Annotated in this window: 14 protein-coding genes; 11 read left to right on the top strand and 3 right to left on the bottom strand. The window is 53.1% G+C overall.

What is annotated here, in order from left to right:
* Positions 1–62 precede the first annotated feature (62 nt).
* Positions 63–4,067, bottom strand: coding sequence for a hybrid sensor histidine kinase/response regulator transcription factor (locus tag C8275_RS03975; protein ID WP_106484187.1), 4,005 nt, complete (start codon positions 4,065–4,067; stop codon positions 63–65).
* 387 nt (positions 4,068–4,454) lie between these two features.
* The gene (locus C8275_RS03970; protein ID WP_106484186.1) at positions 4,455–5,663 is read right to left on the bottom strand and encodes a site-specific integrase; all 1,209 of its coding nucleotides are present in this window, start codon (positions 5,661–5,663) and stop codon (positions 4,455–4,457) included.
* Between the two features lie 558 nt (positions 5,664–6,221).
* Between C8275_RS03970 and C8275_RS03965 the strand changes: the two genes are divergently transcribed.
* The 4 genes from C8275_RS03965 to C8275_RS03950 all read left to right on the top strand — a co-directional run bounded on the left by C8275_RS03965 (position 6,222) and on the right by C8275_RS03950 (position 10,425).
* Entirely contained in the window at positions 6,222–7,355 is a 1,134-nt protein-coding gene (locus C8275_RS03965) for a porin (protein ID WP_106484185.1), read from the top strand.
* Between the two features lie 62 nt (positions 7,356–7,417).
* On the top strand, positions 7,418–8,650 hold the full coding sequence (locus C8275_RS03960) for a glycine betaine/L-proline ABC transporter ATP-binding protein (RefSeq protein ID WP_106484184.1): 1,233 nt from the start codon (positions 7,418–7,420) through the stop codon (positions 8,648–8,650).
* The gene (locus C8275_RS03955) at positions 8,647–9,462 is read left to right on the top strand and encodes a proline/glycine betaine ABC transporter permease (RefSeq protein WP_022383870.1); all 816 of its coding nucleotides are present in this window, start codon (positions 8,647–8,649) and stop codon (positions 9,460–9,462) included. Before C8275_RS03960 ends, C8275_RS03955 begins: the two co-directional genes overlap by 4 nt.
* Positions 9,463–9,567: 105 nt before the next feature.
* Positions 9,568–10,425: a glycine betaine ABC transporter substrate-binding protein gene (locus C8275_RS03950; RefSeq protein WP_106484183.1), complete on the top strand. Its 858-nt coding sequence runs from the start codon at positions 9,568–9,570 to the stop codon at positions 10,423–10,425.
* Positions 10,426–10,434: 9 nt separating this feature from the next.
* Here the strand turns inward: C8275_RS03950 and C8275_RS03945 are convergent, their stop codons facing one another.
* Complete coding sequence (locus tag C8275_RS03945) at positions 10,435–11,253, bottom strand: hypothetical protein (protein WP_022383872.1); 819 nt, start codon at positions 11,251–11,253, stop codon at positions 10,435–10,437.
* Positions 11,254–11,372: 119 nt separating this feature from the next.
* Between C8275_RS03945 and C8275_RS03940 the strand changes: the two genes are divergently transcribed.
* The 7 genes from C8275_RS03940 (at position 11,373) to C8275_RS03910 (ending at position 19,359) form a co-directional block, all read left to right on the top strand.
* Positions 11,373–12,812, top strand: a complete 1,440-nt coding sequence (locus tag C8275_RS03940; protein ID WP_022383873.1) for a CCA tRNA nucleotidyltransferase — start codon at positions 11,373–11,375, stop codon at positions 12,810–12,812.
* 260 nt (positions 12,813–13,072) lie between these two features.
* Complete coding sequence (locus C8275_RS03935) at positions 13,073–14,035, top strand: YitT family protein (protein ID WP_022383874.1); 963 nt, start codon at positions 13,073–13,075, stop codon at positions 14,033–14,035.
* A 141-nt stretch (positions 14,036–14,176) separates the two neighbouring features.
* Positions 14,177–15,262, top strand: a complete 1,086-nt coding sequence (locus C8275_RS03930) for a linear amide C-N hydrolase (protein WP_106484182.1) — start codon at positions 14,177–14,179, stop codon at positions 15,260–15,262.
* A gap of 90 nt (positions 15,263–15,352) precedes the next feature.
* Positions 15,353–15,529, top strand: coding sequence for a DUF4250 domain-containing protein (locus C8275_RS03925; protein WP_106484181.1), 177 nt, complete (start codon positions 15,353–15,355; stop codon positions 15,527–15,529).
* A 277-nt stretch (positions 15,530–15,806) separates the two neighbouring features.
* On the top strand, positions 15,807–17,105 hold the full coding sequence (locus C8275_RS03920) for a hemolysin family protein (protein WP_106484180.1): 1,299 nt from the start codon (positions 15,807–15,809) through the stop codon (positions 17,103–17,105).
* Between the two features lie 4 nt (positions 17,106–17,109).
* The gene (locus tag C8275_RS03915; protein ID WP_106484179.1) at positions 17,110–17,829 is read left to right on the top strand and encodes a TIGR02757 family protein; all 720 of its coding nucleotides are present in this window, start codon (positions 17,110–17,112) and stop codon (positions 17,827–17,829) included.
* Positions 17,830–17,964: 135 nt separating this feature from the next.
* Complete coding sequence (locus C8275_RS03910) at positions 17,965–19,359, top strand: PTS galactitol transporter subunit IIC (RefSeq protein ID WP_106484178.1); 1,395 nt, start codon at positions 17,965–17,967, stop codon at positions 19,357–19,359.
* Positions 19,360–19,374 lie beyond the last annotated feature (15 nt).

Genomic DNA, 19,374 nt, shown 5'->3' with positions numbered 1-19,374 from the left:
ACTCATGCAATATATATCCCAAACTATCACCTTAAGACAACTGCATCACCTCCAGTCTTACTCTATTCCACAAAGTCTTTAGGCAAAATGCCAAACTGCTTCAAAAAGCATTTTGCAAAATAGGATGGTGAATTAAAACCAACTGCATAGCAGACTTCATTCACTCTACACTTTCCTTCTTTCAATAATTGAGCCGCACGTTTTAGACGTTCAAGCCTCAAATATTCATTAGGTGTCAGATCCAGAACCCCCTTAACCTTCCGGTAGAAATTAGAACGGCTCATGTTTAACGATTCTGCCATATCATCAGTAGAAAACTCAGAATTACTCAAATTAGCGAGAATTATATCATTCAGCTTCTTCACAAATTCTTCATCCACTTTAGTCAATGCCATCGTATTTACTGCAACAAAGGGCGATTTAGCAAATGATTGTCGTAACTTTTCACGGTTAGTAATCTGGTTCCCAATTGTAGCTAACAAATATTCAAAAGAAAAAGGTTTCTCGATATAAGCATCTGCCCCCAATTCTAATCCTTGAATTTTAGACTGCATACTAGTCTTGGCTGTCAGCAGAATCACTGGAATATGACTATAATTCAAATCAGCTTTAATTCTTTTGCATAATTCAAAACCATCCATTATAGGCATCATCACATCACTGACAACCAAATTCACAAAATTAGCATTCAGCTTTTCTAAAGCCTCTGTTCCATTAATAGCCGTGAGTACTTCATAGTCACGAGACAATTGCCTGGAAAGAAATGTCGACATATCTACAGAATCCTCCACCACAAGTATGGTCAACTTCTTTTTTTGCATACCTGATTGTTCATGTGACACTGCGTCAATTTTTACATCATTGACATCCGAAGATAAAACTATGGTGGTTTTCTGCACTATAGGTAAAGTCAAGCAGAATTCGTTTACATCCATACGATCTGTCATAACAAGACTTCCCTGATGCAATTCAGCCAATGAACGAGCCAAGGCCAAACCAATTCCTGTTCCCGTAGATAAACCGTTTACTTCTGATTCTTCTAAACGAATGAAAGGCTTGAATATTTCATTCCGCATTGTTTTTGGAATCAAATAACCATCATTAAGTATATTCACAGAAAAATTCTGTTTCTGTTCAACATCAAGTTTCAATAATACATGCACATAAGTTGCAGCATACTTCACTGCATTATTTAATAAGTTACTAATAATCTTTGTAAAAGCTTCATCGTTAATATGGGCATAGAGATCTTCAGGTGGTAAATCCAATGTAAGTTCCAAACCCTTCTGGCGAGCCACAGAAGTGAACCTAATATATGTTTCACGCAATATTTCTGAAATATTGCACTCTGTAAAGTCCAATCTATACCCTTGACTCTCAGCTTTACGAAAGTCCAGCAATTGATTCGTCAAATTCAACAAACGTTCTGTATTTTGCTGCATAATGTTTAAATCCTCCCGTATTTCTGCATCCATCACATGCTCCTTCTTATGCAATATATTTTCCAAAGGAGCCTTTATCAAGGTCAAAGGTGTACGTATCTCATGTGCAACATTCGTGAAAAAACTGAATTTTGCCCGATAGATTTCCCGCTCCTTTTCCTGCTCCAAAAGTTCTATCTGTCGACGGCGTTTCTCTTGATTGCGTAGTTTCACAAAACGAGTAATAAAAAATGAACATCCGATAAAAAAGATACTATATAACCCATAAGCCCATCCTGACAGATAAAAGGGAGGGCGTATTTCGATAAGCAATGTCCTTTCTTCAGGATTCCATACCCCATCACTATTGGAAGCTCTGACTCGAAAACAATAACTTCCATAAGGAATATTAGAATAACTGATCACGGGATCCTCCCTCACCATCATCCAATTGTCATCGAATCCTTCTAATTTATACATTAATTTATTCATCGTTGAAGCCTGATAACTCAAAGCAGCAACTCGCAACGAAAATGAATTTTGATGAGCATTCAATATGATTCTATCTGTCGATACTATACTCTTTTCCAAAGGCGAGCCATCCTCACCGGCATGCACTTCCTGTCCTAACAACATAAAATCAGTTAACACAACAGGTGGAAAATAATTATTTACTGAGAAATCTTTGGGATTAAAAGCTACAAAACCGTCTATACTTCCTAAATAAATAGTACCATCTGCTGCCACATAACTAGAACGATAGTTAAATTGATCACTTAATAAACCATTAGCTGTCATATATGTTTTTCTAACCTTAGCATCCAATGGATCAAAATTAACCAATCCACTATTAGTCGTCAACCAAAAGTAGCCATCACTATCTTCAGCTATCTGATACACTACATCACTTGGTAATCCGTTACGAGAATCATAAGAAATAAAACCACTTGTTTGAGAATCAAATCGGCAGAAGCCTCCACCCTGTGTTGTCAACCAAATATCATGATGAGAATCTTCATATATACTTAATACCTTGTCATAGGGCAAACTATTTTTATCATTCTCCCTATGTACATAATTTTCCCACTTCTTAGAATTTACATTATATCGCCATGCACCATTCGCATAAGTCGCTAGCCATAAATTCCCATTATAGTCTTCCTTCATATCATAAACAAAACAACCTTTCAACGCGGCTATTTCATCAAAACCATCCATTGAACGATTATATCTCAACAGCCCAAACATGGTTCCCAAATAAATATCTCCCGTAGTTGTTTTACAAATAGAAAAAACACTATTATCAGTCAACGCATGAGGAGAATCACTCTTTGCATAACTCTTAACGACCTGTCCTGACCGAGTATCTATTATTTTCAATCCTTTAGAAAAAGTACCCACCCATAAGTAATCATCCACAAGACAAAGTCCATGTATATTTTTAAAATTCAAACTCGCCGTACAAAAAGAAAACTCTTGTGTCCGAGGATCAAAACGGTTTAATCCTCCATCTTCTGTTCCAATCCATAAAAATCCTTGACAATCCTCACAAAATTCACGGACACGCATTCCATGCATACCGTTTTTATCCTCCCTGGGATAATATTTCTCAAAGTAAGTATATGGACGAGGATAATAATTCACTCCTCCAAAATATGACCCTATCCATATTCCCCCTTCCCGATCCTTACACAAAGAATATATAGCATTGTCAGACAAGGAAAAAGCATCATACATAGAACTGCTCAGATGGGTATATTGATCTGTCCGCACGTTATATATGTAAATTCCAGACTCTGTACCTATCCATAGTTCATCTGCTGAAACCATTAACAGATCCCGACAATAAATGTCTTCCCCAAATTCATTCTTCTGCAAAATGGTACGTAACTTTCCTGAAGTAAGATTCAATTCCTGTACTCCATGGGTAGAACCTATATATAAACAATTATATGTCCCAAATATCATTTTAGTAATTACTTCCCCATCAAAGATTTTTTTACCATTAGCAGATCGATAAGGATGAATTGTCTGAAGGCTATCTTTTGAATAATACAGCCCGTCACCATAGAAGCCTATCCAAATCGTTTTTCCATTATCAAAAGCCAACGATTGTACATTAGTTGATATAGAGGATATATCACTCAACAAGCAATTCACCAACTTTCTTGTATGTAAATCATAACAAAATATACCTTGATTTTCAACTGCCAGCCAAACTCGTCCGGTATCATCACCTAATATCGTAGAAATAGAATGCCAAATCTTCTCTCCAGAAATACTTTTTAGCAAAAAAGGCTCAAACGAATCTTTATCAGGATGATAAATATAAGCGCCCGTATCTGTTCCAACCCATATCTGACCAGTCTCATCCTCGTAAAGTGCTGTTATAAAATTATTTCCTAAACTCCTTTTATCAATTTGATTGCACTTATACTGACGAAAAGAAAGCCCGTCATAACGGTTCAGTCCATCCTTGGTACCAAACCAAAGAAAACCCAACTTATCCTGCAAAATTGCATTGACCGTATTTTGTGAAAGGCCATCTCTTACACTGAAATTTTGAAAATAGTAATGCTTATCAATGGCATGTGTATACCCAACTAAAATAAGCACAATAAGCAAAAGAATGATGCGTTTTCTCATGGAATGCGTTTTCTAGGTTTTGATATGCAAAAATAACATACAAGATTCCAATATTATATCAAAGATATCCCAATAAATAAAACAACTGTCTCATAGGAAGAATATAAGAGAATCGATAATCAGATATATTTCAGCAGATTAGTCCTATTTTCATCCGTCTTAGAACTACAAGTCGGAGAAAACCGGAGCCAACAATTCTAATCAACAAAAAGATATACACATAACAGTCTAAAGCAATACATGGCTCCAACATGACCATTCCTTCATCCATCAGTCTCCATCGGCATATTTGCCGGAGCATGAAAGTCATCATACAGCCATCCACAAGCGCGCCATCTGCATCGCCAGGTCTGCCTGTGGACTGCTGTATTCCCTCCTTCGCCCCCGCTACAGCTCTTTCAGGATGCGCGAATTGGCACGATCGATCACCACGTTACCCAGAGAAGCCAGGTAGATTTGTGTCGTACGCTCGGAGTGATGGCCCATGCCCTCGCTGATGACCGACAGCGGGATGTGCTTGCTGCGGGCTATGCTCGCCCAGCTGTGGCGTGCCACATACATCGTCAGCGGGGAGGACAGACCGAGCTTCCGGGACAAGGTCTTCAGCTGACGGTTCACCAGGTGGATGGCGTTCAGGTACTGACGGCGCTCATCGTCGCTCCGACGGATGATGGGCAGCAGGTAGGGCGACTCGTTCACTGGATACTTGTCCAGCAGTGCCTGCATGCATCCCTCCCAGCGGATGCAGAGGCGTTGCCCCGTCTTCCGGCGGCGGTAGGTGAGAAAACCGCCCTTCAGGTCGTTGCGGCGCAGGTAAGCCATGTCGACGAACGACATGCCACGGGTATAGAAACTGAAGAGGAACATGTCGCGCGTAAAGTCGAGCGAGGCTTCGGCTGACAGGTCCAGCTGCTTCAGGTGCCGGATGACCGTCAGGGGGACAGCGCGCTTGCGGGTCTTCTCAATCCCCGTATAGACACGACGGAAGGGGTATCGCTGCTCCGTCAGCCCGCAGTCCACCGCCCGGTTGTAGACGGCACGGAGGATACGCATGTAGAACGAGATGGTGTTGAGGGCGATGCCCTCGGCCTTCAGGCAGGCTTCATAGGAGACGGCAAGGTCGGCATTCCACTCGTCGAGCGCCACGTCCAGTCCGCGTCGGAAGGTGGCGAAGCTGTGCAACGCCGAGAGATAGGTCTCCGCGGTACGCACCCTGCCCAACGTGTGCAGTCGGGAAATCTCGCCGCGCATGAAGGCAAAGAAGGTAGGCTGTTGCGCCCACTCGCGGAAGTGGACAGCCACATCGTCCACCGTATAGTCCAGCCCCGAATCATCCAGCGACATGATAATCTTACGGAGGCGCATGCGTCCCAGCGTCAGTTGCTCCTGCACGCGTTGCAGCACCGCGCCGCGCCGGTCGTCGGCAGAGGCTGACGGACGGATGACCGCCTCACGCTTGCCGTCCCACTCGGAGGGGAACACCTTGCAAGGGGTATTGATGAACCGGACAGTGCTGTTGTGGATAATCTGATAGTACAGGCGGCCTTCCTTCCCGTCTACCGTGGATGGCCTGAATTTCACTTTTACGGATGTCATAGTTTCTTCTTTTAGTTAAACATTTATTACTTCGTTCCGGTCCTGTTCCGTCCGGAGAGACAGACCGACTCACGCCCTCTGCCGACAGGCAGGACAAGGGTCAGCGGAAGCAGGTCTCCGGTTACGGACCGACAGATACGGGCACGGTCTGCGAAAGGTAACGACTACATGGTAAAAAGTACTGAATGAGGCAGTCCCTTTTTCCACTGCTTTCCTCTCCATCGGGAGCGGTTTTTCACCGACGGGAGCTGTACCGTTCCCCTTTTTTTGACCGACGGAAGCACAAACCATACTACGTATGACCTGTCGGACAAAGAGTTTCCAGTCCGACAGAGTTTGGAACACAAGGCTGTTTTTCTTATCTTTGCATCAGACGGCAGGTTAGAGAGAATCATTTTATGCTTACATTCTGACACCTCATCCACAGTTCCGCCACACGCGCAGTCTGTCATTCGCTCCACGAGGGAGCACCCGTCCTGCCGAAATAATCAGTTTTATGAACCCGCGAACCACCGCCCCTGACCGGACGGAAGGTTTCGTTGTAAGAATTGACGCTTTATGAGACATAAAGAAAGATTTTTATTCCCCTTGTTGTGGTTGGCAACGAGCATTGCCACGCCTGTCATTGCCCAAGAGAAAAGCTCGCTCAGGCTGGGCGGTGCCGTACGTTTCAATTATAACTTTTCGGACTGGAAGCCCGACAACCGCAAGCGCGGAGGAGACTTCGGCTTCGACGTGTTCCGGCTGAACGTCTCGTCCGCCTTCCGGCGTTTCACACTTGACGCGGAATACCGCTTCTATCCGTCAGCTTCGGGTGGCGGCATGCTGAAGCACGGCTGGATAGGCTACACGTTCGACGACCGGCAGGCGGTCGAGGTGGGACTCACACAGGTGCCCTTCGGCATTCAGCCCTACACCGCCAACAACTACTTCTTCAACCTCAACTACTACGTGGGACTGGAGGACGACGCGGACATGGGCATCAAGTACCGCTACCGGCACGGACGGTGGGAAGCGACGCTTGCCTACTTCAAGAATGCCGACATCACCGACTTCGGCAGCAACCGTCCGACTTCGCCCGACCGCTATGCCTACGACCTGGGAGGGCGCAACAAGGAGACCCATCAGGGCAACCTTCAGGTAATCTACCGTTTCGGCAACAGCGTCCGTCAGGAGGTGGGAGTCTCGGCACTCGCCGGGGGAGTCTACAACCTCGACACCCGGCACACCGGACTCCGCACGGCTTTCGCCCTGCACTACGTCGCCGATTACCGGGCATGGAACCTGAAGGCACAATACACCACGTACGACATCCGCGCCAAGGAACCGGAGAGCACATCGCCCGCCACCGTGGAAATGGCAGCCTTCGGTGCTCCCTACCGCGTGGCTTCCCGGGCGGACATCTACACGGCGGCACTCTCCTACACCCTGCCTGTCGGGAAAGCGTTCCTCGACCGCATCAGCTTCTACAACGACTTCAGCCTGCTGCACAAGCGCACGAAAGGCTTCCGTGACAGCTACCAGAATGTGACGGGATGCTCGCTCTCGGCAGGTCCCATCCTGGCATACATCGACTATGCCGTCGGCAAGAACCACGCCTGGCTGGGACCGGAGTGGGACAATGCCTTTGCTGCCGGTCCCGACAACGGATGGCACGCACGCTTCAACATCAACGTCGGCTACTACTTCTGACGACCGACGACGGCCCGGCACTACAAAAACATCCTTCAACCCTACCAAAAACATGAGAACCTATGAACACAGACAAGATTGAAATCAAAGACCTGTACCTCGTCTTCGGGCACGACAAACAGAAGGCCCTGAAGATGCTCCGCAAGGGAAAGACCAAACAGGAAATACTGAAAGAGACCGGATGCACCATCGCGGTCAACAACGCCAACTTCACCATCCGCCAAGGTGAGATATTCGTCATCATGGGACTGTCGGGCAGCGGCAAGTCCAGCCTGTTGCGCTGCCTCAACCTGCTCAACCGCCCCACTTCCGGCAAAGTCATCGTCAACGGGAAGGACATCGCACACATGGGCAAGGAGGAGCTGCGGCACGTACGCCGACGCGAACTTGCCATGGTGTTCCAGCACTTCGGACTGCTGCCTCACCGGACGGTCCTGGAGAACATCGCCTTCGGACTGGAGCTGCAAGGGGTGGACAAGACCGAACGCAAACAGAAGGCACGGGAGTGCATGAGCCTCGTGAAGCTCGACGGATACGCCGACATGCTCATCAGCGAACTGTCAGGCGGCATGCAGCAACGGGTGGGACTCGCCCGGGCATTGGCTAATGACCCGGAGGTGCTGCTCATGGACGAAGCCTTCTCGGCACTCGACCCGCTCATCCGCATCGAGATGCAGGACGAGCTGCTTGCCCTGCAATCGAAGATGAAGAAGACCATCGTCTTCATCACCCACGACCTCGAGGAAGCCATCAAGCTGGGCGACCGCATCGCCATCATGCGCGACGGCAACGTGGAGCAGGTGGGCACGTCGGAGGAAATCCTCACCGAACCTGCCAACGCCTACATCCGCAACTTCGTGGAGAAGGTGGAACGCCGGCGCGTCATCACCGCTGCCTCCATCATGGTCGACAAGCCGGTCGTGGCACGACAGGGCAAAGAGGGTCCCGAAGCACTGATACGGAAGATGAAGGAGCGCAAGCTGACGGTCCTTCCCGTGGTCAATGCCGACGGCATCCTCGTGGGCGAAGTCCGTTTGGGCGACCTCGTGGAGCTGCGTCAGAAGCAGGTGAAGGACATCACCCCGGCAGTCCGGGAACAGGTGCACTCGGTGCTGGGCGACACCGTGGTCGACGACATCCTTCCGCTGATGACGAAGACCAACTCGCCCATCTGGGTGGTCAACGAACGCCGTGAGTTTGAAGGTGTCGTCCCCTTGGCATCGCTCATCGTCGAGGTGACAGGCAAGGACAAGAAAGAAATCAATGAAATCATCCAAAACGCAATAGACTTATGATAAGAATAGGAGACTATATGGAAACAGCCGTCAACTGGCTGACCGAACACGGGACCGTGTTCTTCGACACACTGAGCCACGCCGTCGAAGGCTTCATCGGCGGCTTTCAATACATCCTCACATGGATTCCCTTCTACGTGTCCATCCCCCTGCTGGGTGCGCTGGCATGGCGTAAGGCTGGCAAGGGGACGGGACTGTTCACCCTGCTCGGACTCGGGCTCATCTGCTACATGGGCTTCTGGGAAGAGACCATGCAGACGCTGGCACTGGTGCTCTCCGCTACCTGCCTCGCCCTGCTCTTCGGCATCCCCCTGGGCATCTGCATCGGCAACAGTAACCGACTCAACCGACTCGTGCAGCCGCTGCTCGACTGCATGCAGACCATGCCCGCCTTCGTCTACCTCATCCCTGCCGTCCTCTTCTTCGGACTGGGAACGGTACCGGGAGCCTTCGCGACCATCATCTTCGCCATGCCTCCTGTGGCACGGCTGACGGGGCTGGGTATCCGTCAGGTTCCCAAGAACGTGATGGAGGCTGCCCGGTCGTTCGGGGCGACACGGACGCAGATGCTCTTCAAGGTACAGTTGCCGCTGGCACTCCCGACCATTCTCACGGGGGTGAACCAGACCATCATGATGTCCCTGTCGATGGTCGTCATCTCCGCCATGATTTCTGCAGGCGGACTGGGCGAAATCGTGCTGAAGGGGATCACGCAGATGAAAATCGGACTGGGCTTTGAGGGCGGCATTGCCGTCGTCATCCTTGCCATCGTGCTCGACCGCATCACGCAGGGCATCGGGCGGAACCGTTGACAAGGGTCCCGACCGGGAGGGCTTTCTCCCTGTCGGCTTCTTTACCGACGCCTTGTCAAACGGCAAGGCGAGTACTTGCAAAACTTCTAAAAGACAAAAGCTATTATGGAAAAACGACTCATCGGGACTGTCGTGCTGTGCGCCTGCCTGTTGCTGGCAGCCTGCGGCAGACTGACCCAAAACAAGATACGCATCGCTTACGGCAACTGGGCGGAAGGCATCGCCATCACCCATCTGACCAAGGAAATACTCACGGAACAGGGATTCCAGGTGGAAATACTCAACGCCGACATCGCACCCGTCTTCACCGCACTGGCAAGGGGGAAGGCGGACGTGTTCATGGACAGCTGGCTTCCCGTCACGCATGCCGACTACTTCGAGAAATACGGCGACCGGCTGGAGATGCTCGGACAGGTGTACGACAGTGCACGCATCGGACTGGTCGTACCGACGTACGTCACCATCAACTCCCTGGAAGAGCTGAATGCACACAAGGAACGCTTCGGAGGGGAAATTGTCGGCATTGATGCAGGGACGGGACTGATGCGCTGCAGCGAGACAGCACTCACCGACTACGGACTGGACTACAAGCTGCTCTACTCCAGCGGACCAGCCATGACTGCCCTGCTGAAGAAGGCCATCGACCAGCAGAAGTGGATTGTCGTGACGGGCTGGACACCGCACTGGAAGTTCGACCGCTTTGACCTGAAGTTCCTCAAGGACCCCAAGAACGTCTATGGTGAAGCGGAACAGATACACAGCATAGCGCGGCGGGGCTTCAGCCACGACCATCCCTACGCCGCAGCCATCATCCGCAACATCCACTTGGAGGACAAGGACATCAGCTCCCTGATGCGTGCCATCAACGACACGAAACGGACGGAGAAAGACGCCGTCCGTGAATGGATGAAGACCCACCGGGAGCTGGTCGACAGCTGGATACCCAAGGACGGAAGGCGCTAGACGGACGGACTATTCAGCCGCGTCCTCTTCCATCTTCCGACGGATGAACTCTTTCTTCAGGTTGGCTTCCTTCTGCTCCTTCCGTATTTCTTCCATGGCGGAGAGCACCTGTGCCAGCCGGTAGACGTCGGCTATGGCCTTGCGGTCGGAGGCGGGAAGCGCCATCTTGTAGTTGCGGTCGCCGAGGAACTCCACACGGACGGGAGCGTCGGCGTGCATCACGATGAAGTCTATCACGCTGCTGTCCTGCCCCAGCACGTAGTCCGCCTTCTCAATCTTCCAACCCAGGTCGGTCGTCTCATAGATGTCCTTCGACGGGGGAGTCTGTGCAAAGGTGTCGCCGGCACTGACCTTGATGGCGGTGTGATGGATGTTCGTCCTGCCGCAATAGATGGACGTCAGGCTCATGACTCCCTGCTCGCTCACCTGTGCACGGAGGAAGGTGCGGTTGAGGTTCCGCTCCACCGTCTGGGAAGGGCTGAAATAGTTGCCCACTTCCTGATAGGCGGTGTCCTTTTCCAGCACATAAGCGCCCTTGATGGAGTCCAGCTCCGCCTGCTTGGCACGGTAGGCACTGTCCAGGTAGGCAAGTGTCCGCCCCTGCTCCTCCAGCTCAATCTGACGCATGAGCTTGATGGCCTCCTTGCGCGTGTCGAACGCCTTGGGATAGAGCGTGCGGATGCTGTCGATTTGTGACTTTGCCTCGCTGTATGCCCCCTGGGAGAACAGTTGCCCGGCGCGCTCCAGGTACACCTGCGCCTTCTTGTCGTCGCTGCCGCATGCCATCAGGAGGACGGCGATGCAGCTTATTAATAAGGTATGTTTCATCTGCTGTGATTGATTGGTTCCGGCGGCAAAAATAGAAAATCTTCAGGGCACTTACCTACGATACAGGCAAAAAGATGTATTTTTGCGCCACCAAACCCAAACCACTAGAAGCAAAGACGATGATTGAACTGACACAAGAGGACCTGAAAGACCGCTTCAAGGCCCCTATCTTCCATACAATATCAGAGACAGCCGACGAACTGGGACTAGAATGTTATGCCGTGGGCGGCTACGTGCGCGACCTCTTTCTGGAGCGTCCATCCAAGGACATCGACGTGGTGGTCGTGGGCAGCGGCATTGCCATGGCGGAAGCGCTGGGACGGAAATTGGGCAAGGGGGCACACGTGTCCGTGTTCCGCAACTTCGGTACGGCACAGGTGAAATACCACGGTACGGAAGTGGAGTTCGTCGGTGCACGCCGCGAATCCTACACCCATGATTCCCGCAAACCCGTCGTCGAGGACGGGACACTGGAGGACGACCAGAACCGCCGCGACTTCACCATCAACGCCCTGGCAGTCTGTCTCAACAGGCAGCGGTACGGCGAACTGGTGGACCCCTTCGGCGGACTGGAAGACCTGCGCGACAAGCTCATCCGGACGCCGCTCGACCCCGACATCACCTTCAGCGATGACCCGCTGCGGATGATGCGCTGCGTCCGCTTTGCCACCCAGCTGAACTTCCACATCGACGACGAGACCTTCGAGGCGTTGTCGCGCAACCGCGAACGCATCAACATCATCTCCCGGGAGCGCATCGCCGACGAGCTGAACAAAATCATCCTCTCTCCCGTCCCGTCGAAAGGCTTCGTCGACCTGGACCGCTGCGGACTGCTGGAACTCATCTTCCCCGAGTTCGTCGCCCTGCAGGGAGTGGAGACGGTCAACGGACGCGCCCATAAGGACAACTTCTACCACACGCTGGAGGTACTCGACAACATCTCCCGCGTCACGGACAACCTGTGGCTGCGCTGGGCGGCACTGCTCCACGACATCGCCAAGCCACGCACCAAACGCTGGGAACCCCGCATCGGCTGGACGTTCCACAACCATAATTATATCGGCGAACGGATGATTCCCGACCTCTTCCGCCGCATGAAGCTCCCCATGAACGAGAAGATGAAGTATGTCCAGAAGCTCGTGAGCCTCCACATGCGCCCCATCGTCATTGCGGACGACGAGGTGACCGACTCTGCCGTGCGCCGTCTGCTGTTCGAAGCGGGCGACGACATCGACGACCTGATGACCCTCTGCGAGGCGGACATCACCTCGAAGAACCAGACACGCAAGCAACGTTTCCTCGACAACTTCAAGCTCGTCCGCCAAAAGCTGAAGGACCTGGAGGAGCGCGACCGCATCCGCAACTTCCAGCCCCCCGTGACGGGCGAAGAAATCATGGAGGTATTCAACCTCCAGCCCTGCCGGGAAATCGGCTCGCTGAAAAGCTCCATCAAGGACGCCATCCTCGACGGCATCATCCCCAACGAGCACGATGCCGCCTATGCCTACATGCTGGAGAAAGCTGCCAAGATGGGGCTGACCCCCGTGAAGGCACAGTAAGCCGATAGCAGAAAACCCGACTTCCGGAAAAAGCTTTTGTAACCACCTCTTTTTGAGCACCCTCGTACGGGCCTGTCCGTAGCGTCGTGCGGACGTGTCCGCACCGTCGTACCGACGCGTCCGTACGAGCGTGGCGACCCATCCGTACGCCACGACGGAAAACCCGGGCTGAAAGAATCCCCTCCATCGGCAATAAATTCCTGCCAAATCCATCCGCGGATAAGAATCTTTCGTATATTTGCTGCATAAATATAAGCAATATGAAGAAAACAGTTCGTGCATGGGTCAACATCCTGTTGGGATGTACCATTCTCGCTGCCGGGTTCGTCTTCTTTATCAATCCCTACAACATCGTCCCCGGCGGTGTCTATGGAGCCAGCATCGTGCTCCACAACCTATTCCCCTCCATCCAGGTGGGTACCTTCGGCTATATGTTCGACATTCCGCTGCTCATCCTCTCGGTGCTCCTGCTGGGTGCCAAGCTGGGCACGCGTACCATCGCCGCCGCCCTCATCACCCCGCTTCTCATGAACATCATGTCGCGCCTCGTCTATCCCACACAGGAGGCACTGGAACAGCTTGACCCGGCACAGCTGCTGGGAGGCAGCCTCAACATGAGCGACCATCTGATGCTCACCGCCGTCATCGGCGCTGCCGTCATCGGTATCGGGACGGGCATCGTCGTGCGCAACCAGGCGACGACAGGCGGAAGTGACATCGTCGGGATGCTCCTGCAGAAATACGCCCACATCCGCTTCTCCAATGCCATCCTGCTCGTCGACGGGACAGTGGTCTGCTTCGGACTGGTGGTCATCGGCTTCGGCATCGGCAGCGCGGACGATGTCAGCCAGCCCTCATGGCACCTCTCGCTCTACTCGCTCATCTCCATCTTCATCATCTCACGCGTCATCGCCTACATGATAAACGGCGCCAAGAACGACAAGCTCATCTTCGTCATCAGCCAGAAGCACCAGGAAGCCTTGCGACAGTACATCCTCAAGGACCTCGACCGCACGGCTACCTACATCAAGAGCAGCGGACTCTACACACAGGAGGACAAGGAAATGCTCTTCCTCGTGGTGAGCTACAAGGAGGTCACGGGCATCAAACTGAAGATCAAGGAGGTCGACCCCGACGCCTTCGTAGTCGTGACCGATGCCTACGACACGTTCGGTGCCGGCTGGAAGGAGCTGCCCTCGCCCAACGACGTGCAACCGGAATAGCCCGGACGTTGACCGACGGCAAGGGACAACGGGACGCGGGTTTGTCAACATTTAAACTTAACAAAGGTGATTATAGCGTAATTCTCTGCCGGAAAGTTGCTTGTTCGACGGAAGTTGGCTAGTATTGCGAAAACTCTGTCTATGAAGCGACTCATCCATCTCCTGTTGGCAGGACTCCTGTGCGGAGTATTCCTGCCTCGTCCGGCACACGCCTGTACCGGAATCACACTGCACACCGCCGACAGCCTGCCTATCCTGGCACGTACCATCGAATGGGGCGGAAGCGACCTGAACAGCCAGTATGTCATTGTCCCACGAGGCTATGCACAGCAGTCTTACGTCCCCGGCGGCACGACCGACGGGATGTCCTTCCGTGCCCGTTACGGTTACGTGGGGCTTGCCGTGGAGCAAAAGGAGTTCGTTGCCGAAGGGCTGAACGAGAAGGGACTCTCTGCCGGGCTGTTCTACTTCCCGGGCTACGGAGCTTATGAGACGTATGACGCCCGTCATCGGCAGACGAGCATCGCCGACCTGCAACTGGTGAGCTGGATTCTGGGCAGCTGCGCCACGGTCGATGAGGTGAAGACTGCCCTCGAAGGGGTACACGTCGTCGCCATCGACCCGCGTGCCTCGACCGTCCACTGGCGGTTTGCCGACCCCACGGGACGGCAGGTCGTGCTCGAAATCATCGGCGGCAAACTGCACTTCTACGAGAATCCCTTGGGCGTGCTCACCAACTCCCCCGGCTTCGAGTGGCAGCTGACCAACCTGAACAACTATGTCAACCTCTTCCCCGGCAGTGCCCCGGCACAGCAGCTCGGCGGCATCCGTCTGTCACAATTCGGTGCCGGCAGCGGCTTCCTGGGTATCCCCGGTGACGTCACCCCTCCTTCCCGCTTCGTCCGTGCCGCCTTCTACCAGGCGACTGCGCCCCGTGCCAAGTCAGCCGAAGGCGCCGTCCGTCAGTGCTTCCAGATACTGAACAACTTCGACATCCCCATCGGCATCGAAGTGTCACGAGGCGAACAGGCGCCTGACCTGCCCAGCGCCACCCAATGGACCTCTGCCACCGACCCGACCCACCGTGTCATCTACTACCGCACGATGCGCAACAGCGCCATCCGCAGCATCGACCTCACCCGGATAGACTTCAGCCGTACAGCCTACCGTGCCGTACCGCTCGATGAAGTGAGGGAACAACCCATTGTGCCGGTGGATGTGCAATAAACCTGCCCGCCGGAGATACAACCAGCGGAAGAAAGCCGTAACTTTGCACCCGGAAAAGAAAACGGTATACGACTAAACATTACTGACAACATGGAACTTCCCAAAGACCCGATGATGCTCTACAGCCTCATCAACATGAAACTGCGCGACAGCTACCCGTCGCTCGACGCCTTGTGTGACGACCTTCACCTTGACAAGCAGGTCCTCATCCGCACACTTGCACAGGCAGGATTTGAGTACAGTGCCGAGCACAACAAGTTCTGGTAAGCCTCCGTCCACCATGATTTTACTTAAAATATATAAAAGTTTTTCGTTCCGTCTACGGAAGTATGGGTTTCCTTTCTATATTTGCGCGACATGAAACGAAACACACTCGCATATCTTCTTTTAGGCACGAAGTGCATAGCTCTTCATGGCACGCGGACCGCCGCAGCCGTGATTGTCTATCCGCTTCGTGCCTAAATATTTCTTACCCTCCCCACCGACGTCTCCCCGCAGCGGGAGCCAAGCAGCAGAACCACATCTATCAACATACCCAAACTTTATGGACGAAATAGTCATAATCATACTCCTCATTCTCCTCAACGGCGTCTTTGCCATGTCTGAAATAGCGGTCATCTCCGCGCGTAAGTCGAGTCTTTCGACCGACCTCAAGAAGGGAAGCAAGTCTGCCAAGATGGCGCTGAAACTTGCCAACGACCCCGACCGCTTCCTCTCCACCGTACAAATCGGCATCACCCTCATCGGCATCCTGACCGGTATCTACTCCGGTGCCACACTTGCCGACGACTTCTCCGAGTTGCTGACGGATGCCGGCTTCCCTGCCGCCTATGCCCGACTGACGGCACAGACCATCATCATCATCCTCGTGACCTACCTGACCATCATCTTCGGTGAACTTGTACCGAAGCGCATCGGACTGAGCCTCGCGGAGAAAGCCTCGAAGGCCGTCGCACGTCCGATGTATTTCCTCTCCCTCATCGCCGCACCCTTCGTGTGGATTCTGGCGAAGAGCACCGAGGTGATGTTCAACCTGCTCGGCATCAAGGAAGCCGAGAGCAAAGTGACGGAAGAGGAAATCAAGTCGATTGTGCAGGAAGGAAAGGAAGACGGCGAAGTGCAGGAGGTGGAGCAGGACATCGTGGAGCGGGTGTTCCTCCTGGGCGACCTCAAGGTCAGCTCGCTCATGACCCACCGCACCGACACGGTGGCGCTCGACATCCACTACACGAAGGACGAGATTAAGGCCATCCTCGAGAAGAACCTCTTCGAGACCTATCCGGTGGTCGACCGTACGTTTGACAACATGCTGGGCATCATCGGCCTGAAGGACCTCATCTTCCTCTTCGACCAGGATGAGTTCACCCTCGCCGACGCCGTGCGCCCCGCCACCTATTTCCACGATAACATGAGTGTCTACAAGGCACTGGAACAGATGAAGGAACACCGGTTGAGCCAGGCCTTCATCTGCGACGAGTTCGGAAGTTTCCAGGGCATCATCACGCTGAAGGACATCCTCGGCGGACTGGTGGGCACCATCGAAGGCAGCAACAACGAACCGGAAATCATCAAGCGCAGCGACTCCGACAGCTGGCTGGTCGACGGACAGTGCACCTTCTACAACTTCCTCTCCTACTTCGACCAGGAAGACCTCTACGAGAGCAACAGCACCTACAACACCGTGGGCGGACTCATCCTCGAACTGTTGGAGCACATCCCGCAGTCGGGTGAGAAAGTCGACTGGAAGGGATTCCACTTCGAGATTGTCGACATGGACGGCGCCCGCATCGACAAGGTGCTCGTCACCGTGGAGCCGAACATCCTGCAAGGCAACATCGGCTGACGTCATGGACGCACTGACCCGGGACCGACTCCGCCAATGGGCGGAGGAATACCACAACGAACGCTTCATCACGGGCGACCCCGTGCAGTTCCCCCACCGCTACCGGCGCAAGCAGGACATCGAGGTGAGCGGACTGCTCACGGCCATCCTCAGCTTCGGTTCACGGACGCAGATTCTGAAGAAGGCGGACGAGCTGGACCGTCTGATGGGCGACAGTCCGTGGCAGTACGTGCTCTCCCGACGTTGGGACACGGACTTACCGTCGACCCGTCGCGACAGCTTCTACCGCATGCTGTCCTACGCCGCTTTCCGCACTTATTTCGAACGACTGCATGCAGCCTATACCCGCTACAACTGCCTGGAGGAAGCCCTCCTCGCCTGTCCGGGGACACCGATGGAACGCCTCTGCGCCTTCCTCGGCGTGTCGTCCGCCAGTCCGCAGAAGAAGCTCAACATGTTCCTGCGCTGGATGATCCGCCCGCAAGGTCCCGTCGACTTCGGCATCTGGCAGTCCTTCTCCCCCTCCGAACTGCTCATCCCCCTCGACACCCATGTCTGCCGCATCGCCTGCGACCTGGGTCTGATTCCGAAGCCCACCTTCTCCCTGCGCAATGCCCGCCTCATCACGGAGGCATTGGCGGAAGTGTTCCCCGGAGACCCCTGCCTGGGTGACTTCGCCCTGTTCGGCTACGGAGTGAGCCACACCGGAAAGGGAGCCGTTTAAGAAAAAAACATATAATCCGGTACCTCCGTGCGACATAATCTACATAATAGAGGAACCGTATCTAACAAAAAAACACTAATTTTGCGCCAAACGAAATACTTGAAAAACTAATACCCTAAAATTACTAACAAAAGCATGGAAGCAGTATTCAGCTACATTATCGGTCTGGGGGCACCCGTCATGATGCCTATCATCTTTACGATACTCGGCGTGTGTATCGGTATCAAATTCGGAAAAGCGCTCAAGAGCGGATTGCTCGTCGGCGTGGGTTTTGTGGGACTCTCGGTCATCACGAGACTGCTCACCGACAGCCTGGGCGAACCGCTCAAGAAGGTCACTGAAATCTATGGCCTGAGCCTGGACATCTTCGACATGGGATGGCCCGCCGCGGCTTCCGTGGCATACAACACCTCGGTGGGTGCATTCATCATTCCCGTCTGCCTGGCGGTGAACATCGTGATGCTCCTCACCAAGACAACCAAGACTGTCAACATCGACCTGTGGAACTACTGGCACTTTGCCTTCATCGGGGCAGTGGTCTACTTTGCCTGCGGCAACATCTGGTGGGGCTTCTTCGCCGCCATCATCTGCTACATCATCACCCTCATCATGGCAGACCTGACCGCCGACAAGTTCCAGAAATACTACGACGGCATGGACGGCATCTCCATCCCGCAACCGTTCTGCCAGGGATTCGTGCCGTTTGCCGTAGTCATCAACAAGGTGCTCGACAAGATTCCCGGCTTCGACAAGCTCAACATCGACGCCGAAGGCATGAAGAAGAAATTCGGCATCATGGGCGAACCGCTCTTCCTCGGTGTCATCGTGGGATGTGCCATCGGCGCACTTGCCTGCAAGGACAGCCAGGAACTCGTTGCCGGCATCCCCGGTATCCTCAAACTGGGCATCCAGATGGGAGCCGTCATGGAGCTGATTCCGCGCATCACCAGCCTCTTCATCGAAGGACTGAAACCCATCTCCGACGCCACCCGCGAACTCATCGCCCGCAAATTCAAGAACAGTGCCGGTCTGAACATCGGCATGAGCCCGGCATTGGTCATCGGTCACCCCACGACCCTGGTCGTTTCGCTGCTGCTCATCCCCGTCGTGCTGTTCCTCTCGGTCATCCTGCCGGGCAACCAGTTCCTTCCGCTGGCCTCACTCGCCGGCATGTTCTACCTCTTCCCTGCCGTACTCCCCATCACCAAGGGTAACGTGCTGAAGACCTTCATCGTCGGACTGATAGCACTCATCGTTGGACTCTACTTCGTGACCAACCTGGCCCCCTTCTTCACCGAGGCAGCCACCGACGTCTATGTGAAGACCCAGGATGCCGCCGTACGCATCCCCGAAGGCTTCCAAGGCGGTGGTGCGCTTGACTTCGCTTCGAGCATCTTCTCGTGGGTCATCTTCCACCTGACATACAGCTTCAAGTACATCGGTGCCGGCATCCTCGTGCTCTTCACCATGGGCATGATGTACCTCAACCGCGTACGCATCATCAAAGCATCCGGAAACAAGAACAAGTAAGAAACACATAATTAT

The organism is Bacteroides sp. Marseille-P3684 (assembly GCF_900291465.1).
GTDB lineage: Bacteria > Bacteroidota > Bacteroidia > Bacteroidales > Bacteroidaceae > Phocaeicola_A.
The sequence above is the reverse complement of the archived record's forward strand: the minus strand, read 5'-3'. Positions and strand labels throughout refer to the sequence as shown.